The following is an 18,573-nucleotide window of genomic DNA, read 5'->3' on the forward strand; positions in this document are numbered from 1 at the left end:
TGCCGGTCGGCCAGCGGGCATTCGCGGTCGACCCTACATGCGGAAGACGCCGAAGCGATCCTTCTCGATCGGCGCGTTGAAGCTGGCGGAGAGCGCCAGGCCCAGCACACGACGCGTATCCGCCGGATCGATGACGCCATCGTCCCAGAGCCGGGCGGTGGCGTAGTAGGGATGGCCCTGGCGTTCGTACTGTTCGCGAATCGGTGCCTTGAAGGCATCCTCTTCTTCGACCGGCCACTGGCCACCGCCGGCTTCGATGCCGTCGCGCTTGACCGTGGCGAGCACGCCGGCGGCCTGTTCGCCGCCCATCACGGAAATGCGCGCGTTCGGCCACATCCACAGGAAGCGCGGCTGGTAGCCACGGCCGCACATGGCGTAATTGCCGGCGCCGAAGCTGCCTCCGATCAGCACGGTGAACTTTGGCACGTGCGAGCAGGCGACCGCGGTCACCATCTTGGCGCCGTCCTTGGCGATGCCGGCGTTCTCGTACTTTCGGCCGACCATGAAGCCGGTGATGTTCTGCAGGAACACCAGCGGGATGTCGCGCTGGTTGCACAGCTCGATGAAGTGCGCGCCCTTGAGCGCGCTCTCGGCGAACAGGATGCCGTTGTTGGCGACGATGCCGACCGGATAGCCGTAGATGTGCGCGAAGCCGCAGACCAGTGTCTTGCCGTAGCGCGGCTTGAATTCGTGCAGCTCGCTGCCATCGACTATACGGGCGATGACCTCGCGCACGTCATAGGGCTGGCGCGTATCCGGCGGCACCACGCCGTAGAGCTCTTCGGCCGCGTACAGAGGTTCGCGTGGATCGCGGATCGACACCGGCAGCTGCTTGCGGCGATTGAGGTGGCCGATGATGTCACGGGCGATGGCCAGTGCGTGCGGGTCGTTTTCCGCGAAATGGTCGGCCACGCCCGACACGCTGGTGTGCACGTCGGCGCCACCCAGCGCTTCGGCGTCGACGATCTCGCCGGTGGCCGCCTTCACCAGCGGTGGGCCGCCGAGGAAGATCGTGCCCTGTTCGCGCACGATCACCGTCTCGTCACTCATCGCCGGCACATAGGCGCCGCCGGCCGTGCACGAGCCCATCACCACCGCGATCTGCGGGATGTTCCTCGCGCTCAGTCGTGCCTGGTTGTAGAAGATGCGGCCGAAATGGTCGCGGTCCGGGAAGACCTCGTCCTGCAGCGGCAGGAAGGCGCCGCCGGAATCGACCAGGTATACGCAGGGCAGGTGGTTTTCCAGCGCGATCTCCTGCGCGCGCAGATGCTTCTTCACCGTCATCGGGAAGTAGGTGCCGCCCTTGACGGTAGCGTCATTGGCGACCACCACCACTTCGGTGCCGTTGACGCGGCCGATGCCGGTGACGATGCCGGCACCCGGGGCGGCATCGTCGTACATGCCGTGCGCGGCCAGCGGCGACAGTTCCAGGAACGGCGAACCCGGATCGAGCAGGGCGCGGATGCGCTCGCGCGGCAGCAGCTTGCCGCGCGCGGTGTGCTTCTCGCGGGCCTTGGCACCGCCACCCTCGGCCGCAGCCGCCATCCGCTGCTTCAGGTCGTCGACGGCGGCACGCAGGTGTTCGGCGTTGCGCTGGAAATCGGCACTGCGGGGATCGATCTGGGACGTCAGGACGGGCATGGCATCGCGCGCTGGAAAAGGCCCGCGCATGTAAGCACAGCGCGGGCGAAGGCGCCAGCCGGATCAGTTGCCGGGACGGTTGCCGAAGCCGCTGTAGAGGACGATGTCGCGCTGTTCCACTGCGCCCAGGTCGATGCTGCCCAAGCGGTCGGGAACGCTGGTGACGTCATGCTGTGGCGCCCGCCCGTAAAGGTCGTTCCCCGCGTCGCTGGCGCCCGTGCAGTGGTCCAGTGCGGGCGATCTTCCACGCGGCGCAAACCGGGCATCCAGTGCGGGATCGACCTGCCAGTAGGTCGCCGCAGGCAGGCCAGCGGTTGAATGCGTGACGATGCAGGGCGCGACGGCGGGCAGGGCGACCGCCGCACCCGCATACGCATAGATGAGCTCGTGGCCGGGCGCCCAGAAAACGCTGCCCTGCGGACGAAGCACGCCGCCATGCATGTAGAACACGCCGCCCACCTGGTTGTGGAGCACGGAGTTGTAGAAAAAGTCGACGTTTGAACCGGTGCCGCCGATCAATGTGCGTTCACCGCCTGATCCACCGGCGATGTTGCCGGTGAACACGCTTCGCCGGATGTTCAGGCGCTGGTCCTGCAAGACTTCGAACACCGCCGACACCCCGTGATCGTCGGAATTGTTCTCGAACAGCGTGCGCGAGATATTGGCGATGCCGGCCAGGGCGCCGGCGTCATTGGTGAAATAGCCGACAGCTCCCCCCGCCCCGGACGATGGGCCGGTACGACTGTTGCCGAAAAAATACGAACAGGGCTTGCGCACCGTGCCCGCCACGATGCAATCACCGATACGGCTGTGATCGATATGCCAGACCACGCCATTGAGGGCATACAGCGCGCCACCGCGCTCCCGCGCAGAGTTTCCGGCCACCAGTGGGCCATCCAGCGAGATGTTGCGGTAGGGCAGGGCGGTGGGGCCGATCGCGCCGATCGCGCCGCCCATGTCGGCGATATTCCCGGTGATGCGGACGCTGTAATCCGCGGTGGGATCGTCGCCGAAGATCCGCGCGGACAGGCTGCCTTCGTTGATGAAGATGCCGCCGCCGTAACTGGCCTGGCCATTGCTGGCATGGCCGGCGGCGTTGCCGACGATGAAGACCTGCTGGCCGGCGCCGGGTGACGGGTCGATGAGCATCGAAGCGGATCCGCTGCGCAAGGCCACGCCGCCGCCGGAGCGGAAGGCGAAGTTCCCGGAGATTTCGCCATGCCAGGCATGCACGGTGCAACCGCGCAGGCAGTGGATGCCACCACCGTAACCCTGGGCAACCAGGGTGTCGGCACGGTTGTTCCTGACGATCGCACCGTACGCCATGTTGAGCTGTGCATACTGGTCAAGGGTCGGGCCGGTGGATGACAGGTGGATGCCGCCCCCGTTGCTCGCCGAGTTCTCCTCGACGACGGTGCCGCGCTCGAGGTTTACAGTCATCGGGCCCGTGATGTGCAGCCCGCCACCTTCGCCAGTGGCCAGGTTGCCATCACGGATCGCCACGTTGCGCAGGGTCACTGCGCGGCGCGGATTGCCCACGGCGTTCTGGATCTGCATCACCCGGGTGTTTCCAGGAGTCGCGCGCAGCGTCGTCGGGAAGGTCGCCGTGGGGGTGGCATTGCCGCATGCGGTGAAGCCGCCGGTGATTTCGATGTCCCGCACCGGATTGACCAGCAGCAGGTTGTCGACCGCCTGCTCGAGCACGGCCAGGCGGATCTGGTGAGGGCCGCTGCCGGCATCGGCTACCGCCGCGGCCAATGCCGTGGACAACTGGCTATGGCTGCAGTCGGTTGTGTGCCCGACGGTGTAGAGGGCGGCAACGGCCGGCAGCGGAAAAACCAGCGTGGCAAGCAAGGTCAGTGATGCACGGAAGCTGATGGGCATGGGGGGATCCGGAGGCGGTTGGACGACTGTTGCCGGGACATTCGGCAAATCGGCCGCGACCATGCCAACCGGTGCCGTCGACGGCGGGCAGCGCCGTGTCCGGTCGCGCAGGAAGCCGGCCTGGCATGTTTTCGCCGGCATTCGCGAATGCGTGGCTGAGGGCGATGGCCGCCCGACCGGAGTTGCCTCATGAAGACCGTGCCATGGCGTGTCATGTCCTGCCTGCTACTCACCTTTGCCGTGTCCTCCCTGCATGCCGCCAGCTATTCGGTGGGCGGCGCCGGCTGCACCCATCCGACCTTGCAGGCGGCGTTGAATGCCGCGGCGACGGCGGCAGGTGGGCCACATCGGATAAAGCTGGCGGCAGCTGAGCTGACGACCGTGGGCCTGACGCTCAATGCACCCGCCCACGACATCACGATCGAGGGCGGTTATGCGGGCTGCACGTCGGAAATGCCAACCGCTGGCGCCAGCACCACGATCAGACAGACCGGTGCTGCGCGCGTGTGGTCGATGACCGGGGGCGACGTGGCGTTGCCGCGGCGGACGATCACGCTTATGCGGGTGCGGATTACCGGCGGCAATGCCGCCGCGGCGTCGGGTGGCGGCATTTTCGTCGGTGGCAAGCTGGAGCTGCGTCTGGCGCAAGGGGCCGTCGTGACAGGCAACCATGCGCTTGATGGCGGTGGCGTGGCCCTGTATTCCGGTGGCGAAGCCGTCGAAGACGTGGCCCGGCTGCGACTGGACGAAGGGGCCATGGTCCGGGACAACAGCGCGTCGCGATTCGGCGGCGGCCTGCATCTGCTCGGGGGCGCGAATGCGACGCTGCTCGAGGGCGGCGTCAATGACAACACCGCATCACTCCGCGGCGGCGGCATCTATCTGGACGGTCCGGGAACAGACCTGCGGATACAGACGTTCGGCCAATCCAGGGTCACGGTCGATGGCAATACGGCCGGACTGGCGGCGTTCTCCACCGGCAATGGATATGGCGGCGCCATCTACAGCGCGCGTGCCCGCGTCCTTGCCGATACCACGGGGAGCCCGGGTGAGCACAAGATCTCCCTGTCGGGAAATACGGCCAATTTCGGCGGTGCCATCTACGCCGAGGGGCCGACCAACGGCACCTTCACATTTATCGAGCTGCGTGACAGCGCCATCACCGGCAACTACGCCCGGGGCAAGGGTGGCGCGTTCTATTCGCGCTTTGCCGTCGACTGGGTGATCACCCACGACAGCACCGGGCCGTGCGCTGTTTTCCTCCTTGGCCTGGTTCCGTGTTCGCTGGTATTCGGCAATGCGGCCGGCAATGAGGGGGCGCCCGGCTTCCCGGGCGGCGGCGTGTTCTTCCTGGCAAGTGATGCCGGCGTGTCGCGCAGCATCGCGCGCGTCCGGCGCACGCTGTTCCAGTCCAACGAGGATATCGACGGCCGTGCAGCGATCATCGAGGCGGAAGGCGCGAACGAGTATCTGATCGAACGCAGCCTGTTCAAGGGCAATATCGCGGATGGCGGCGGCGCAACCTTTGCGGCCCTGTTCCGTTCGGGAAGCGCGAACAGCTGGCTGCTTTACAGCACCGTCCTGGACAACCACGTCGACCGCCTGTTCGTGTTCGGCGGTACCACGCTGAATGTCACCGGCAGCATCTTCTGGGACCCGGGCACGACGATATGGATGCAGCCGCCCTCGGCAATGACACATGGCGACTGCCTGATCTCCCATACCACGGCCAATCTCCCCGGATCGGTGCTGACCTGGGATCCACGCCTTGACTCACGTGGGCGGCCACGCAGGCGCTCCGACGCCTGGGACTACTGCGCGACCGCGGCGGCGGCCGACGCCGAGGGGCGCAACGGTTACGACATTCCGGGTGTGACGAACGCGTATGGCCTGTACGACCTCGGCGCCTACGAACAGGCCGACGTGATCTTCACGCACGGAATGGGCTCATACCCGATCAACTGATCACGGCAGGCGTCTGTCTTCATTCCACGGCGGCACGGAATCGTGCCTGCCGGTGGCTCCATCCGGACCTGCGCCGGGGCAGGCCCGCCAGCGGGCTATGCAAGGCCGGTCCGTTGGTCGCGGGGTGGAAACGGTGGACGCATCATCGTATCGCGCCGGGACCGGCGTGGTGGACGCGGCCTCTGCGTCAGCGTCTGCGTCATCGACAACGATCGCCCACGGACCCGATGTGTGGTGGCCGTTCCAGGGCATCGGTCGAATACCCACGACCCCACCTGCGAGGCCCGGGATCATCGGATCCCGAATGAAAACGCCCGGCCACGCGATGGCATGGCCGGGCGATCCGGATGCGGGGGCCGCCAGGGCCGGCCGCGATGCCGGGCTGGCGTTCCGGGTCAGACCAGCTCGATTGCGATGGCGGTCGCTTCACCGCCGCCGATGCAAAGGCTGGCGATGCCACGCTTGGCGCCGCGGGCGCGCAGCGCGTGGATCAGCGTCACCACGATGCGCGCGCCGGAGGCGCCGATCGGATGGCCCAGTGCACAGGCGCCACCATGGACGTTGACCTTGGCGTGATCGATGCCCAGCTCCCGGATCGGTGCCATGGCGACGCAGGCGAAGGCTTCATTGATCTCGTAGAGGTCCACCTCGTGCTTGCCCCAGCCGGCTTTCTCCAGCACCTTCTGGATGGCGAACACCGGCGCGGTGGTGAACCATTCCGGCGCCTGCGCATGCGTGGCGTGGGCAACGATGCGCGCAAGCGGCGTCAAGCGATGCTGCTGCGCCGCTTCCGCCGACACCACGACCACCGCCGCGGCGCCGTCGGAGATCTTGGAGCTGGATGCGGCGGTGATGGTGCCGCCATCGCGCTTGAAGGCCGGGCGCAGCGTCGGGATCTTTTCGATGTCGCAGCGCGGCGGTTCCTCGTCGCGGGTTACCGTGACCTCGCCCTTGCGGGTGGTGACGGTGACGGCGGCGATCTCGTCATCGAAGGCACCGCTTTCGGTGGCGGCCAGCGCCCGACGCACGGATTCGGCGGCGAAGGCGTCCTGGTCTTCGCGCGTCATCGCGAACTGGTTGACGCACATCTCGCCGAACACGCCCATCGCCTGCTTGTCGTAGGGATTGGTCAGGCCGTCCCACATCATGTGGTCGACGATCTCGCCATTGCCCATGCGGTAACCGCCACGTGCCTTCGGCAGCATGTAGGGCGCATTGGTCATCGATTCCATGCCGCCGGCGATCGCCGTGTCGATGGAGCCGGCCTTGATGGCATCGTGCGCCAGCATGATGGACTTCATGCCCGAACCACACACCTTGTTGACGGTGGTGCAGCCGGCCGAGCGCGGGATGCCGGCATCCAATGCAGCCTGGCGCGCGGGTGCCTGGCCCAGGTTGGCCGGCAACACGCAGCCCATGAACACTTCTTCGACGGCCTCGGCGGGCAGGCCGGCATGATCCAGCGCGGCACGGATCGCCGTGCTGCCCAGATGCGTGGCCGGTACGCCGTCGAACTGGCCCTGGAAGGAGCCGATGGCCGTGCGCTTGGCGCCGGCGATGTAGATCTCGGTCATGACAGTTTCCCGAATGATGAGACGATGATGCGTTGCAGGATTATGCGCCCGGGTCGCTGGGGCGACAATGCGACCGGTCACACTACGCTGTGCTTCCAGCGAATTCGGATCCGATTATTGCGGCGCAACATACGGGCCGCCACTGGACCAAAGGGCACCCGGCATTCGCCGCCACGGCAATCGCCGCGGTTCCGGATGTTCCGCTCATTGACCGTCCAGCGAGCCGCAGCGTCCGCCTGCCTCGTACATTGCCCGGGCGCTTGTCAGCGCACGGGCACAGCCGCACGGACAACGCGCCTTCTCACACGGGATCCCTCTGCGCTGCCGGCATTCGCGGTGCTGTTCACCACGCGCCGGCGTTCCCCCGGGCAGCCGCCAGCACCGTCTGCTGCGATTTCGCGCTCCGGCAACTCCGCCCAATGCGGGGACGAAGCCCGCGCCTCCGATCGAGTCCCATGCGTCCGGCCGGCGGAGGGTCGGGCCACCGTCCGTTGCCGGCATCCTCATGGACGGACGATCTCCACAGGGATGCGCCCGACCACAGTCAGGCGCCCATGGATGGTGCGTGTTGGGCCCCGACCGCTGCACGCGAAGCGCGCGTGCAGGAGGCGCGTGCGGCAGTCGCCAGGGGTGTCCCCCCCTGAAGTTGCTTTCAGCAGGACAGGCAGGAGAAGTCACCCGGGCGCCAAGCAAGGCGCACGAGACAGCCACGGACGTCAGCCGCCGCACCCGGCCGGGACATCGGAGCATCTGCGCTCTGGCGCTCTGGCGCTCTGGTGCCAGCAACCAGCCGGTGCACAAGACCAATGGCTGCTTCGCTGGAACAATGCGGCCGTCACCGACCGGCGCACGGTCGAGGCGGATCGGTCCAGCGCGGACGCGGACAGGGTCCGCGGCCCGACAACCTCAGCTGTTGCCGGCGAAGAGTTCGCGGCCGATCAGCATGCGCCTGATCTCGTTCGTCCCCGCGCCAATCGCATACAGCTTGGCGTCGCGCAGGATCCGCCCGGTCGGATACTCGTTGATGTAGCCATTGCCGCCCAGGCACTGGATGCCTTCCAGCGCGACCTGGACCGCCGCCTCGGTGGCATGCAGCAGCACCGATGCGGCATCAATGCGCGAATCGCGTCCCTGGTCGTAGTCGCGGGCGACCTGGTAGGCATAGGCGCGCGAAGACGCCAGTGCGGTGTACATGTCGGCGATCTTGCCCTGCATCAGGCCGAAGGTGCCGATGGCCTCGCCGAACTGCCTGCGCTCGCGCACGTAGGGCAGGGCGATGTCCATGGCGGCCTGCATCAGGCCCAGCGGGCCACCGGTCAGGACCAGGCGTTCCGTATTCAGGCCGCGCATCAGCACGCGCACGCCCTGGTTCACTTCGCCAAGCACGTTTTCCTGCGGGATCTCGCAGTTGTCGAACACCAGTTCGCAGGTGTTGGAGCCGCGCATGCCGAGCTTGTCCAGCTTCTGCGCGGTTGAAAAGCCCTTCATGCCGCGTTCGACGATGAAGGCGGTCATGCAGCGGCTGCCTGCTTCCTTTCCGGCAGTGCGCATGTAGACCACCAGTACGTCGGCCTCGGGGCCGTTGGTGATCCACATCTTGTTGCCGTTGGCGACCCAGACCTCGCCACGCAGCTCGGCGCGGCAGCTCATGGAGCCGACGACGTCGGAACCGGCACCCGGCTCGCTCATCGCCAGCGCGCCCTTCCACTCGCCCGCGCACAGCTTCGGCAGGTACCTGCTTCGCTGTGCATCGGTGGCGTTGGCGTAGAGGTTGGAAACGCACAGGTTGGAATGCGCGCCGTAGCTCAGGCCCACGCTGCCGGAGGCGCGGGAGATTTCTTCCATCGCCACCATGTGCGCGAGATAACCCATGCCGGCGCCGCCGTACTCTTCCGGAACGGTGACGCCGAGCAGGCCCATTTCACCCAGCTTCGGCCACAGGTCCTGCGGGAATGCGTTCTCGCGGTCGATCTCCTCCGCCCGCGGGGCGATTTCCGCCTGTGCAAAGGCGTGCACGCTTTCGCGCAGCAGGTCGAGTTCTTCGCCGAGGGAAGGTATGCGCATGATCCGATGCCGTCTTGTGGGTGAAGCAGGGATGCGCGCGCCTCCCGACGCGCGCGTCGTGTGCCGTGCCGGCTCAGTTGCCGCGCATGCGGCCCTGGAAGCGCGGCGCATTGTTGCCCATGTGCGGCAGCTTGATCTTGCCGATCTGGGCGATGCGCTCCTCGGCCATGCGGTCGGCGGCCTTGAAGGTCGGAATGCCGTCGCGCTTGGCGATCTCGAAGATCTTGCCGAGGTTGTAGTAGATCGTGCGCATCATGCGCATGGCGCGCTCGCGGTTGTAGCCATCGAACTCGATCGAGACGTTCATCAGGCCGCCGGCGTTCACGGCATAGTCCGGTGCGTACAGGATGCCGCGCTTTTCCAGCTCGATGCCGCACTCGTCGGTGGCCAGCTGGTTGTTGGCGGCGCCACAGACGACCTTGCACTTCAGGCGCGGAATGGTGTCGAGGTTGATGGTGCCGCCCAGCGCGGTCGGCGAGTACACGTCGCAGTCGACGTCGTAGATCTCGTCCAGCTCGACCGCTTCGCAGCCCAGCTCGTCCACCGCACGCTGCACGGCCGCCTTGTTGATGTCGGTGACGAACACCTTGGCGCCCTGTTCGCGCAGCAGCTTCACGAACTCCATGCCGACGTGGCCGACGCCCTGCACGGCGTAGCTGTACTTGCCGACATCCTCGTTGCCGTAGACGTGGTTCAGCGACGCCATCAGGCCCTGCAGCGTGCCGTAGGCGGTGAACGGCGAGGGATCGCCGGAGCCGCCATGGACCTGGTGCACGCCGGTGACGTACTCGGTTTCCTTGAGCACGTATTCCATGTCGTTGACGTCGATGCCGACGTCCTCGGCGGTGATGTAGCGGCCGCCGAGCGAATTGACGAACCGTCCGAGCGCGCGGAACAGCGCCTCGCTCTTGTCGGTGTTGGGATCGCCGATGATGACGCCCTTGCCGCCACCCAGGTTCAGGCCGGCCACGGCGGCCTTGTAGGTCATGCCCTTGGACAGACGCAGCACGTCATTGAGCGCATCTTCCTCGGTCTTGTACGGCCACATGCGCAGACCGCCCAGGGCCGGGCCCAGCACGGTGTTGTGGATGGCGATGATCGCCTTCAGGCCGGCGTCCTGGTTGTGGCAGAACACGACTTCCTCATGGCCCGAGGTGGCGATTTTTTCGAACAGCATGTCGGACTACTCCGCTATCGGCGTGGGATGATTGGCCGGCCCGGAAAGCGGTGGCACGGAGAATTGTGCACCTGCAAAACTTCCGGATGCCGCCCTGCGTGAGGGCCGGCATTGTAGCAGCCCGCTTCGGCGGGTTTTCTGTACGCAGACGTGTGGAAGGTGATGACACAACGGGTGTTCATGGTGCTGTGGCTGCTGCTGGCCGCGCTGAAACTGGCGCTGGCCGTTCACCTGCCGCTTTTCGGCGACGAAGCCTTCTACTGGTGGGAAAGCCGCTGGCCGGCGTGGTCGTACAGCGACCTGCCGCCGCTGACCGCCTGGCTGATCGGCCTGGGATCGGCCATGCCGGGCGCCGAGATCGCGGTGCGCTGGCCGTTCCTGTTGCTGGGACTGCTGCTGCCCTGGCAGGTGGCGTGGCTGGCGCGCAGCAGCCATGGCGAGGCGGCCGCATGGACGGCCGGCATCCTGGCGCTTGTGCTGCCGCTGGCTTTCGCCATCGGCGTGATGGCGGTGCCCGACGTGGTGATGGCCTGCCTGTCCGTCGCCGCCGCACACCAGTTGCTCGTCGCATTGGCACCTCCGGCACGGGCCCGGCCATGGTTGTTGCTCGGCGTCGTGCTCGGGTTGGGCATGCTCTGCCATTACCGGTTTGCAGCATTGCCGCTGGTGATCGCGCTGGTCGTCCTGATGCATCCGCACGGACGCGCCACCCTGCGCACGCCCTGGCCGTGGCTGGCTGCGCTGGTCGCGGCGTCGACATTGCTTCCGCTGTGGTGGTTCAACGCCGGCCATGACTACGCCGGCCTGCGTTTCCAGTTGCTGGACCGCCACCCCTGGGCCTGGCAGTCCGACGGCTGGCTGCAACTGGCCGAGCAGGCGCTGGTGGTCGGTCCCGTTCTGGCCTGGATCATGGTCGCGACGATGTGGCGGCTGTGGCGACGCCGGCCACTGGCCGGCAACGAGATGACGCTGGCGGTGCTGGCGTCGGGAATGTGGCTGCTGTTCTTCGCACTGGGATTTGTCGCCGACAACGAGCGCTTCCGCTGGCACTGGCAGTTGCCGGCCTATCTGGTCGCCCTGCCGCTGGTGGCCGGGTCGTGGTCGACGTGGTCGCAACGCATCCGGACCGCCGCGCTGGCGGTGTCGGCCCTCGTCATCGCGCTGGTGCTGGCGTACTTCGCCGCCGGGATCTGGCCGTCTGCGCAGGGCGGCTGGTTCGATGGCAAGCGCTTCCCCGCGAACTTCAGCGGCTGGCGTGAAGTCGCGGCGTGGCAGCGCGAGGCGGATGCCGGCGCGACCCCGGTGATCGTGGACAACTTCATGCTCGGGGCGGCATTGACCTACTACATGGCGCCGGAACGTCGCGATGCCGTGCGCGTCCTCGACGACCCGCTCAACAGCCGTCATGGCCGCGCCGCCCAGCTGGCGATCTGGTCGCTGGACGAAGCGGCGCTGGCTTCGCAGCCACCGGCACCAGGCTGGCTGCTGGTCGAGGAAACCGCGCGTCGTTTCAGCGACCGCTGGGACTGGTACCGGAACCTGTGCACGCGTTTCGCGGGACTGCGCCTCGACGGCGTGCTCGACCTGTTCGACGGACGCAAGCGCTTCGTGCGCTGGCGCCATGACGGTTACTCGACGCAGCCGCACTGCGACACTGCAGCGTTGCCGCCGCTGGGCTGGGTGGACCAGGACCGCCAGGTGCGCCACCGTGGCGAGCCCGTGCTGGTTTCCGGCTGGGTGACGCAGGCGGGGCAGGGCATCGAAGCGGTCGACATCCGCATCGAAGGCCAGGCGCCGGTCAGCGTATCGCGGACGCGCGAGGCGGCCTGGGCGCGCCAGCATTGGGGCGAGCTGGGTGATCCCGCCGGTGATCGCCTCGGTTTCGGCGTCGTGATCGACACCCGCGACTGGGCAGCCGGGACCTACACCTACCAGGTCGAGGCGCGTCGTCCGGACGGGCTTGTCTGGCCCATCGGCAGCGGCGCGCTGCGCATCGATCGCTGATCAACCGGCGAGCGGATCGACGCCGGCATCGCGCAACATCCTCGCCAGCGCGATGAGCGGAAGGCCGACCAGCGCCGTCGGATCGCGGCTGTCGATATGTTCGAACAGGACGATGCCCAGGCCTTCGCACTTGAAGCTGCCGGCACAGTCGTAGGGCTGCTCGCGCTGCAGGTAGGATTCGATTTGACGCTCCTCCAGCGGGCGGAACCGCACCGCGGTCGTGTCGAGGTGAACCTGTTCACAGCCGGTGGCGTCGATGACGCAGACCGCCGTCAGGAACCGGACGGTACGACCCGAACAGGCGGCCAGCTGTTCGCGCGCACGCGCGTGGTCGCCGGGCTTGCCCAGCAGGCGGTCGCCCAGCGCGGCAACCTGGTCCGAGCCGACCACCACGCGGCCCGGATGGTCTGCGGCAACGGCGCGCGCCTTGGCGATGGCCAGCCGGCGGGCGAGGGCGTCCGGCGCTTCGCCGGGCCGCGCCGATTCGTCGACGGCCGGTGCCGCCTGGGAAAATCCGGTCAGGATCCGTTCCAGCAGCGAGCGACGGTAGGCGGAGGTCGAGGCCAGTACGACAGTAGTCATGGAACGCCTTGAATTGACAGGTTCTTTATACGGGCGCTAGCATAGCCGTCTTATGTCTCGCGGGCTGCCCGATCAGGTCGATGTCTGGCGAATGGTGACCGGGCGTCGCTGCTTTGCGGGCGAGCTCGATCTGGCCAGCCTGACGCGCCTGCGCGACAGTCTTGGCAGCACCGAAGGCGTCGTCACCTGCGAGATCGAGTTCGATACGGACGAGTTCGACCAGGCCTATGTCGAAGTGCGCGCCCAGAGCGAGCTTCCGCTCGTCTGCCAGCGCACGCTCGAGGTGTACAGGCAGCCGGTCTCGATCGGGCTTCGTCTCGGCCTCATGCGGCGCGAGGACGAGGAAGCGGCATTGCCGCCCGGATACGAGCCGCTGCTGGTGCCGGCCGACGGCATGGTGGCGCTGGCGGACCTGATCGAGGACGAGCTGATCCTGGCGCTGCCGCTGGTGCCGGCGCGACCGGACAGCGCGCTGGTCGGACAGGAAGAAAGCGCCGCGGAAGAGGCGCAGGAAGATGCGAAGCCCAACCCCTTCGCTGTTTTGAAATCGCTGCGCTTGCAGTAGGCGGCAACCCGGACAACAAGTCCTCCGTTCAAGGACGAACGGCGGCAATCACGTCAGGATGACACGGCAAGAGATCACTGGAGTTTTCCACCATGGCTGTTCAGAAGAGCCGCAAGACCCCGTCGACGCGCGGCATGCGCCGTTCCCACGATGCCCTCACCGCGGCGCAGCTTTCGACCGACCCGACCAGCGGCGAGACCCATCGTCGCCACCACGTCACCAAGGATGGCTACTACCGTGGCCGCCAGGTGATCGCGTCCAAGGTGGAAGTGGCCGAGGACGACGAGGATTAAGTTCCTCCCGTGCCGACCGTCGCGTCAACATCGCGCCGGGAGGCACCGGCGCAAGGCCATCAATGCAAGACAGGCAGGGGCGTGAGCCGGCGATGAGCCGGGCTCGCGCCTTTGTCTTACCCGCGTGTCGCCCGCCAGGACGGCAACCGCGTGGTTTTCGGGAGGATATCTAGGTGATCTATTCGCGAATTGCCGGAACGGGCAGCTACCTGCCTGAGCGTGTGTTGACCAACGCCGACCTCGAGAAAATGGTCGAGACCACCGACGAGTGGATCCGCGAGCGCACGGGCATTTCCGAGCGCCGGATCGCCGCCGAGGGCCAGACCACGGCGGATCTTGCCGAGCAGGCCGCGCGACGCGCGATGGAAGCGGCCGGCGTCACCGCCGACGACATCGACCTGATCGCCCTGGGCACCACGACCCCCGACCTGATCTTCCCGAGCACGGCCTGCCTGGTGCAGGCGCGCCTGGGTGCGGGCGGTTGCGCCGCGTTCGATGTCAACGCCGCCTGCTCCGGATTCATCTACGCGCTGTCGATGGCCGACAAGTTCATCCGTTCCGGCCAGTCGAAGTGCGCGCTGGTGATCGGCGCCGAGACGTTGACCCGGATGATCGACTGGACGGACCGCGGCACCTGCGTGCTGTTCGGTGATGGCGCCGGCGCCGTCGTGCTGAAGCCGTCCGAAGAGACCGGCATCCTCTCGACGCACCTGCATGCCGATGGCGGCCACAAGGAACTGCTGTTCAATCCCGTCGGCGTGTCGTCCGGTTTCCGCGACGAGCACAACCACGGCGTCAAGGTGGTGATGATCGGCAACGAGCTGTTCAAGGTCGCCGTGCGCGCCCTGGCCAAGGTCGCCGAGGAAGCGCTCGAAGCCAACGGCATTGCCCAGGAAGAACTGGACTGGCTGGTCCCGCACCAGGCCAACCTGCGCATCATCAGCGCCACTGCGCGCCATCTCGGCCTGCCGATGGAAAAGGTCATCGTCACCGTCGACCGCCACGGCAACACGTCGTCGGGTTCGGTGCCGCTGGCGCTCGACGAAGCGGTCCGCGACGGCCGCATCCAGCGCGGCCAGCTGCTGCTGATGGAAGCCTTCGGCGGCGGCATCACCTGGGGTTCGGCACTGCTGCGCTACTGATCGGGTCGGCTCCGGCGAGACACGGAGTGTCCGCTCGCCGGTGTATCGAACAAGTGAACTGGGAGTTTTCTGGATGACTGCACAAAACCAATCGATGGCCGATCTGGCCTTCGTGTTCCCGGGGCAGGGGTCGCAGGCGCCGGGCATGCTGGCGGACCTGGCGGCCGCGTTTCCGCTGGTGACCGACACCTTCGCCGAGGCCTCCGAAGGGGCAGGCGTGGATCTGTGGGAGATCAGCCAGTCCGGCGACGAACGCCTCAACCAGACCGAGTTCACGCAACCGGCGCTGCTCGCCGGCGGCATCGCGGTGTGGCGGCTCTGGCGCGCGCAGGGCGGGGCCATCCCGGCGCAGCTGGCCGGCCACAGCCTGGGTGAATACACCGCGCTGGTCGCAGCGGGCGCCCTTTCGCTGGCTGACGGTGCCCGCCTGGTGCGCGAGCGCGGCCGCCTGATGCAGGAAGCGGTGCCCGCCGGTGTCGGCGCCATGGCCGCGGTGCTCGGCACCGACGACGCGCTGGTTGCCGACGTCTGCGTCGCGGCGTCCGGCGACGAGGTCGTGGTTCCGGCGAACTACAACTCCCCCGGCCAGATCGTCATCGGCGGCCACGCCGTCGCCGTGGATCGCGCCATTTCGCTGCTCGCCGAGCGTGGCGTGCGCAAGGCGGTGAAACTGCCGGTCAGCGTGCCTTCGCACACGCCGCTGATGCGTCCCGCGGCGGAGCGCCTGGCAGGCGTGATGGCGCAGCTGGACTGGCAGATGCCGTCGCTTCCGGTGCTGCACAACGTCGACGCCCGACGTCGCGATTCGGTCGAGGCGATCCGCGATGCGCTGGCGGCGCAGCTGTTCCAGCCGGTGCGCTGGACCGACTGCGTGCAGGCGCTGGTCGCGGCTGGCGCGACGCGGATCGCCGAATGCGGTCCGGGCAAGGTGCTCGCCGGCCTGGTGAAGCGCATCGACAAGTCGCTGGACATGCGCGCCCTCGGCGGCGCGGACGAATTCAACGCGGCGCTTGACGCCTGGCGCGCCTGAGCACCGACAAGGAGACCCTTATGAACGCAGTGCTTGAAGGCGAAATCGCCCTCGTCACCGGCGCCAGCCGCGGCATCGGCGCCGCCATTGCCGACACGCTGGCCCGGGCCGGCGCACGCGTGATCGGCACCGCCACCAGCCCGTCCGGCGCCGATGCCATCAGCGAGCGACTGGCGGCGCTGCCCGGCAAGGGCGAGGGCCGCGTGCTGGACGTGACCGCGCCGGGCGCCTGCGAGGCGCTGGTCGAAGCGGTCGGCAAGGACATCGGCGCGGTGTCGATCCTCGTCAACAACGCCGGCATCACCCGCGACCAGTTGTTGATGCGCATGAAGGACGACGACTGGCAGGGGGTCATCGACACCAACCTGACTTCGGTCTTCCGCCTCGGCAAGGCGGTCCTGCGCGGCATGATGAAGGCACGCAAGGGCCGCATCATCTCCATCGCCTCGGTGATCGGTTCCATCGGCAACGCCGGCCAGGCCAACTACGCGGCCGCCAAGGCCGGCATTGTCGGCTTCAGCAAGTCGATGGCGCGCGAAGTCGGCAGCCGCGGCATCACCGTGAACGTGGTCGCGCCGGGTTTCATCGAGACCGACATGACGCGCGACCTGCCGGAGGCACAGCGCCAGGCGCTGGCCGATTCGATCGCGCTCGGGCGCCTGGGCACGCCGGACGATATCGCGCAGGCGGTCCTGTTCCTGGCCGGACCGGGCGGCGCCTACATCACCGGCGAAACGCTGCATGTCAACGGCGGCATGTACATGAGTTGAGGCTAGCGGCTGGCAAGGCGCATGCCACCTTCGCGACACTCGGACTTGCAGCCGGCTGGGTCGGGAAACCGCTTCACGGACGGGCGCCAATCGTGTCCGTTCCTGTGTCGTGTTCTTCGTCCTGGCCGGCAGGAATCCGCGTAACGTCCGGCACCTCCACGTTATTTTTCCGCCCCGGTCGGGGGCTTCCCTCCGCCGGGCGGTCATGCTCTACAATCCCCGCTTCACTCACGCAGCAGAGGTCGTCACACACATGAGCAGCATCGAAGATCGCGTCAAGAAAATCGTGGTCGAGCAGCTCGGGGTCAAGGAAGAGGAAGTTACCCCCAGCGCATCGTTTGTCGATGATCTCGGCGCAGACTCCCTGGATACCGTCGAGCTGGTGATGGCGCTCGAAGAAGAGTTCGAGTGCGAGATCCCGGACGAAGATGCCGAGAAGATCACCACCGTCCAGCAGGCCGTCGACTACGTCAAGGCCCACGTCAAGGCCTGAGCCTTGACCGGCGCGTCCGTCCAGACGGAGCGGACGCGCATGCAGTTGAATCCGGCGCCCGGCAATCCTGCCCGGGCGCATTCATGTCCATCCGTTGAAGTGTGATATCGCCATGAGCAAGCGTCGCGTCGTCGTCACCGGCCTGGGCATCCTGTCGCCCGTCGGAAATACCATCGATTCGGCCTGGGAGGCCGTGACAGAAGGGCGCAGCGGCATCGGCCCGATCACCCACTTCGACGCCAGCGCGTTTGCAACGCGCATTGCCGGCGAGGTCCGCAACTTCGATCCAGCCCACTGGATCGCCGCCAAGGACGTGAAGAAGATGGACCCGTTCATCCACTACGGCATCGCCGCCGGACTGGATGCGCTGGCCGATTCCGGGCTTGAGATCACCGATGCCAACGCCGAGCGCGTCGGCGCGGCGATCGGCGCCGGCATCGGTGGCATCGGCACCATCGAGAAGACGCACGAGGCCTACATGACCGGTGGGCCGCGCAAGATCTCGCCGTTCTTCGTGCCGAGCGCGATCATCAACATGATCTCGGGCCACCTGTCGATCATGAAAGGCCTGAAGGGCCCCAACTTCGCGGCCGTCACGGCCTGCACCACCGCCACCCACTGCATCGGCCTGGCCGCGCGCATGATCGCCTACGGCGACGCCGATGCGATGCTGGCGGGTGGCGCCGAGTATTCGACGACGCCGACTGCCGTCGGCGGCTTCATTTCCGCCCGCGCACTGTCCAGCCGCAACGACGAACCCGAGCGTGCCAGCCGTCCGTGGGACGTCGATCGCGACGGCTTCGTGCTCTCCGATGGCGCCGGCATCGTGATGCTGGAGGAATACGAGCACGCACGCGCCCGCGGTGCCCGCATCTACTGCGAGCTGATCGGTTTCGGCATGAGCGGCGACGCCTACCACATGACCGCGCCGAGCGAGAACGGCGACGGCGCCGCGCGCTGCATGGTCAACGCGCTGCGCGACGCCGGCATCGACGCCGCCGAAGTCGGCTACATCAATGCGCACGGCACCTCGACGCCGGCCGGCGACGTCGCCGAGGCGCAGGCGGTGCGCAGCGTGTTCGGCGAGCACGCAGGCAAGGTTATGGTCAGCTCGACCAAGTCGATGACCGGACACCTGCTCGGTGCGGCCGGCGGCATCGAAGCGATCTTCGCCATCCTGGCCCTGCATCGCGGCGTCATTCCGCCGACCATCAACCTGGAAAATCCCGATCCGGCCGTGGCCGGACTGGACCTCGTGCCGAACACGGCGCGCGAGGCGCAGGTGGACATCGCGCTGTCGAACTCCTTCGGTTTCGGCGGCACCAACGGCACGGTCGTCTTCCGGCGCGCCTGACCGCGCTGGCGGTCGCCTTCCGGCGAGTCCGCGTC

The 18,573-nt window shown here is 67.3% G+C and carries 15 protein-coding genes; 9 read left to right on the forward strand and 6 right to left on the reverse strand.

Features of this window, described 5'->3' with window-relative positions:
- Positions 1-33 precede the first annotated feature (33 nt).
- Together EDC25_RS09125 and EDC25_RS09130 are read right to left on the reverse strand one after the other, a co-directional pair.
- Entirely contained in the window at positions 34-1,641 is a 1,608-nt protein-coding gene (locus tag EDC25_RS09125; RefSeq protein ID WP_123523011.1) for a carboxyl transferase domain-containing protein, read from the reverse strand.
- 63 nt (positions 1,642-1,704) lie between these two features.
- On the reverse strand, positions 1,705-3,525 hold the full coding sequence (locus EDC25_RS09130; protein WP_123523012.1) for a hypothetical protein: 1,821 nt from the start codon (positions 3,523-3,525) through the stop codon (positions 1,705-1,707).
- Between the two features lie 189 nt (positions 3,526-3,714).
- Here EDC25_RS09130 and EDC25_RS09135 point away from each other — a divergent pair, with 189 nt between their 5' ends.
- Positions 3,715-5,490 (forward strand): hypothetical protein, encoded by a 1,776-nt coding sequence (locus EDC25_RS09135; RefSeq protein ID WP_123523013.1) that lies wholly within the window; start codon positions 3,715-3,717, stop codon positions 5,488-5,490.
- A gap of 395 nt (positions 5,491-5,885) precedes the next feature.
- On the opposite strand, the gene EDC25_RS09140 is transcribed toward EDC25_RS09135, so the two are convergent.
- The 3 genes from EDC25_RS09140 to EDC25_RS09150 form a co-directional block, all read right to left on the reverse strand.
- Complete coding sequence (locus EDC25_RS09140; RefSeq protein WP_123523014.1) at positions 5,886-7,064, reverse strand: thiolase family protein; 1,179 nt, start codon at positions 7,062-7,064, stop codon at positions 5,886-5,888.
- A gap of 906 nt (positions 7,065-7,970) precedes the next feature.
- On the reverse strand, positions 7,971-9,128 hold the full coding sequence (locus EDC25_RS09145) for an isovaleryl-CoA dehydrogenase (RefSeq protein WP_123523015.1): 1,158 nt from the start codon (positions 9,126-9,128) through the stop codon (positions 7,971-7,973).
- A 73-nt stretch (positions 9,129-9,201) separates the two neighbouring features.
- Positions 9,202-10,305, reverse strand: coding sequence for a Glu/Leu/Phe/Val dehydrogenase dimerization domain-containing protein (locus tag EDC25_RS09150; protein WP_123523016.1), 1,104 nt, complete (start codon positions 10,303-10,305; stop codon positions 9,202-9,204).
- Positions 10,306-10,467: 162 nt separating this feature from the next.
- Between EDC25_RS09150 and EDC25_RS09155 the strand changes: the two genes are divergently transcribed.
- Positions 10,468-12,309, forward strand: coding sequence for a glycosyltransferase family 39 protein (locus tag EDC25_RS09155; RefSeq protein WP_123523017.1), 1,842 nt, complete (start codon positions 10,468-10,470; stop codon positions 12,307-12,309).
- Here the strand turns inward: EDC25_RS09155 and EDC25_RS09160 are convergent, their stop codons facing one another.
- Positions 12,310-12,891: a Maf family protein gene (locus EDC25_RS09160; protein WP_123523018.1), complete on the reverse strand. Its 582-nt coding sequence runs from the start codon at positions 12,889-12,891 to the stop codon at positions 12,310-12,312.
- A gap of 52 nt (positions 12,892-12,943) precedes the next feature.
- Between EDC25_RS09160 and EDC25_RS09165 the strand changes: the two genes are divergently transcribed.
- The 7 genes from EDC25_RS09165 to fabF all read left to right on the forward strand — a co-directional run bounded on the left by EDC25_RS09165 (position 12,944) and on the right by fabF (position 18,538).
- A complete protein-coding gene (locus tag EDC25_RS09165) occupies positions 12,944-13,456 on the forward strand; it encodes a YceD family protein (RefSeq protein WP_123523019.1) in 513 nt (170 codons plus the stop codon).
- A gap of 92 nt (positions 13,457-13,548) precedes the next feature.
- Complete coding sequence (gene rpmF, locus EDC25_RS09170) at positions 13,549-13,749, forward strand: 50S ribosomal protein L32 (RefSeq protein ID WP_123523020.1); 201 nt, start codon at positions 13,549-13,551, stop codon at positions 13,747-13,749.
- Positions 13,750-13,922: 173 nt separating this feature from the next.
- Positions 13,923-14,891, forward strand: a complete 969-nt coding sequence (locus tag EDC25_RS09175; RefSeq protein ID WP_123523021.1) for a beta-ketoacyl-ACP synthase III — start codon at positions 13,923-13,925, stop codon at positions 14,889-14,891.
- A gap of 73 nt (positions 14,892-14,964) precedes the next feature.
- On the forward strand, positions 14,965-15,921 hold the full coding sequence (gene fabD, locus EDC25_RS09180; protein WP_276312342.1) for an ACP S-malonyltransferase: 957 nt from the start codon (positions 14,965-14,967) through the stop codon (positions 15,919-15,921).
- A 20-nt stretch (positions 15,922-15,941) separates the two neighbouring features.
- Complete coding sequence (gene fabG, locus EDC25_RS09185) at positions 15,942-16,691, forward strand: 3-oxoacyl-ACP reductase FabG (RefSeq protein WP_123523023.1); 750 nt, start codon at positions 15,942-15,944, stop codon at positions 16,689-16,691.
- Positions 16,692-16,944: 253 nt separating this feature from the next.
- On the forward strand, positions 16,945-17,184 hold the full coding sequence (gene acpP, locus EDC25_RS09190; protein WP_123523024.1) for an acyl carrier protein: 240 nt from the start codon (positions 16,945-16,947) through the stop codon (positions 17,182-17,184).
- A gap of 112 nt (positions 17,185-17,296) precedes the next feature.
- On the forward strand, positions 17,297-18,538 hold the full coding sequence (gene fabF / locus EDC25_RS09195; protein WP_123523025.1) for a beta-ketoacyl-ACP synthase II: 1,242 nt from the start codon (positions 17,297-17,299) through the stop codon (positions 18,536-18,538).
- The last annotated feature ends 35 nt before the right edge of the window (positions 18,539-18,573 follow it).

It is taken from the genome of Pseudofulvimonas gallinarii, from assembly GCF_004343305.1.
GTDB classification, from domain to species: domain Bacteria; phylum Pseudomonadota; class Gammaproteobacteria; order Xanthomonadales; family UBA2363; genus Pseudofulvimonas; species Pseudofulvimonas gallinarii.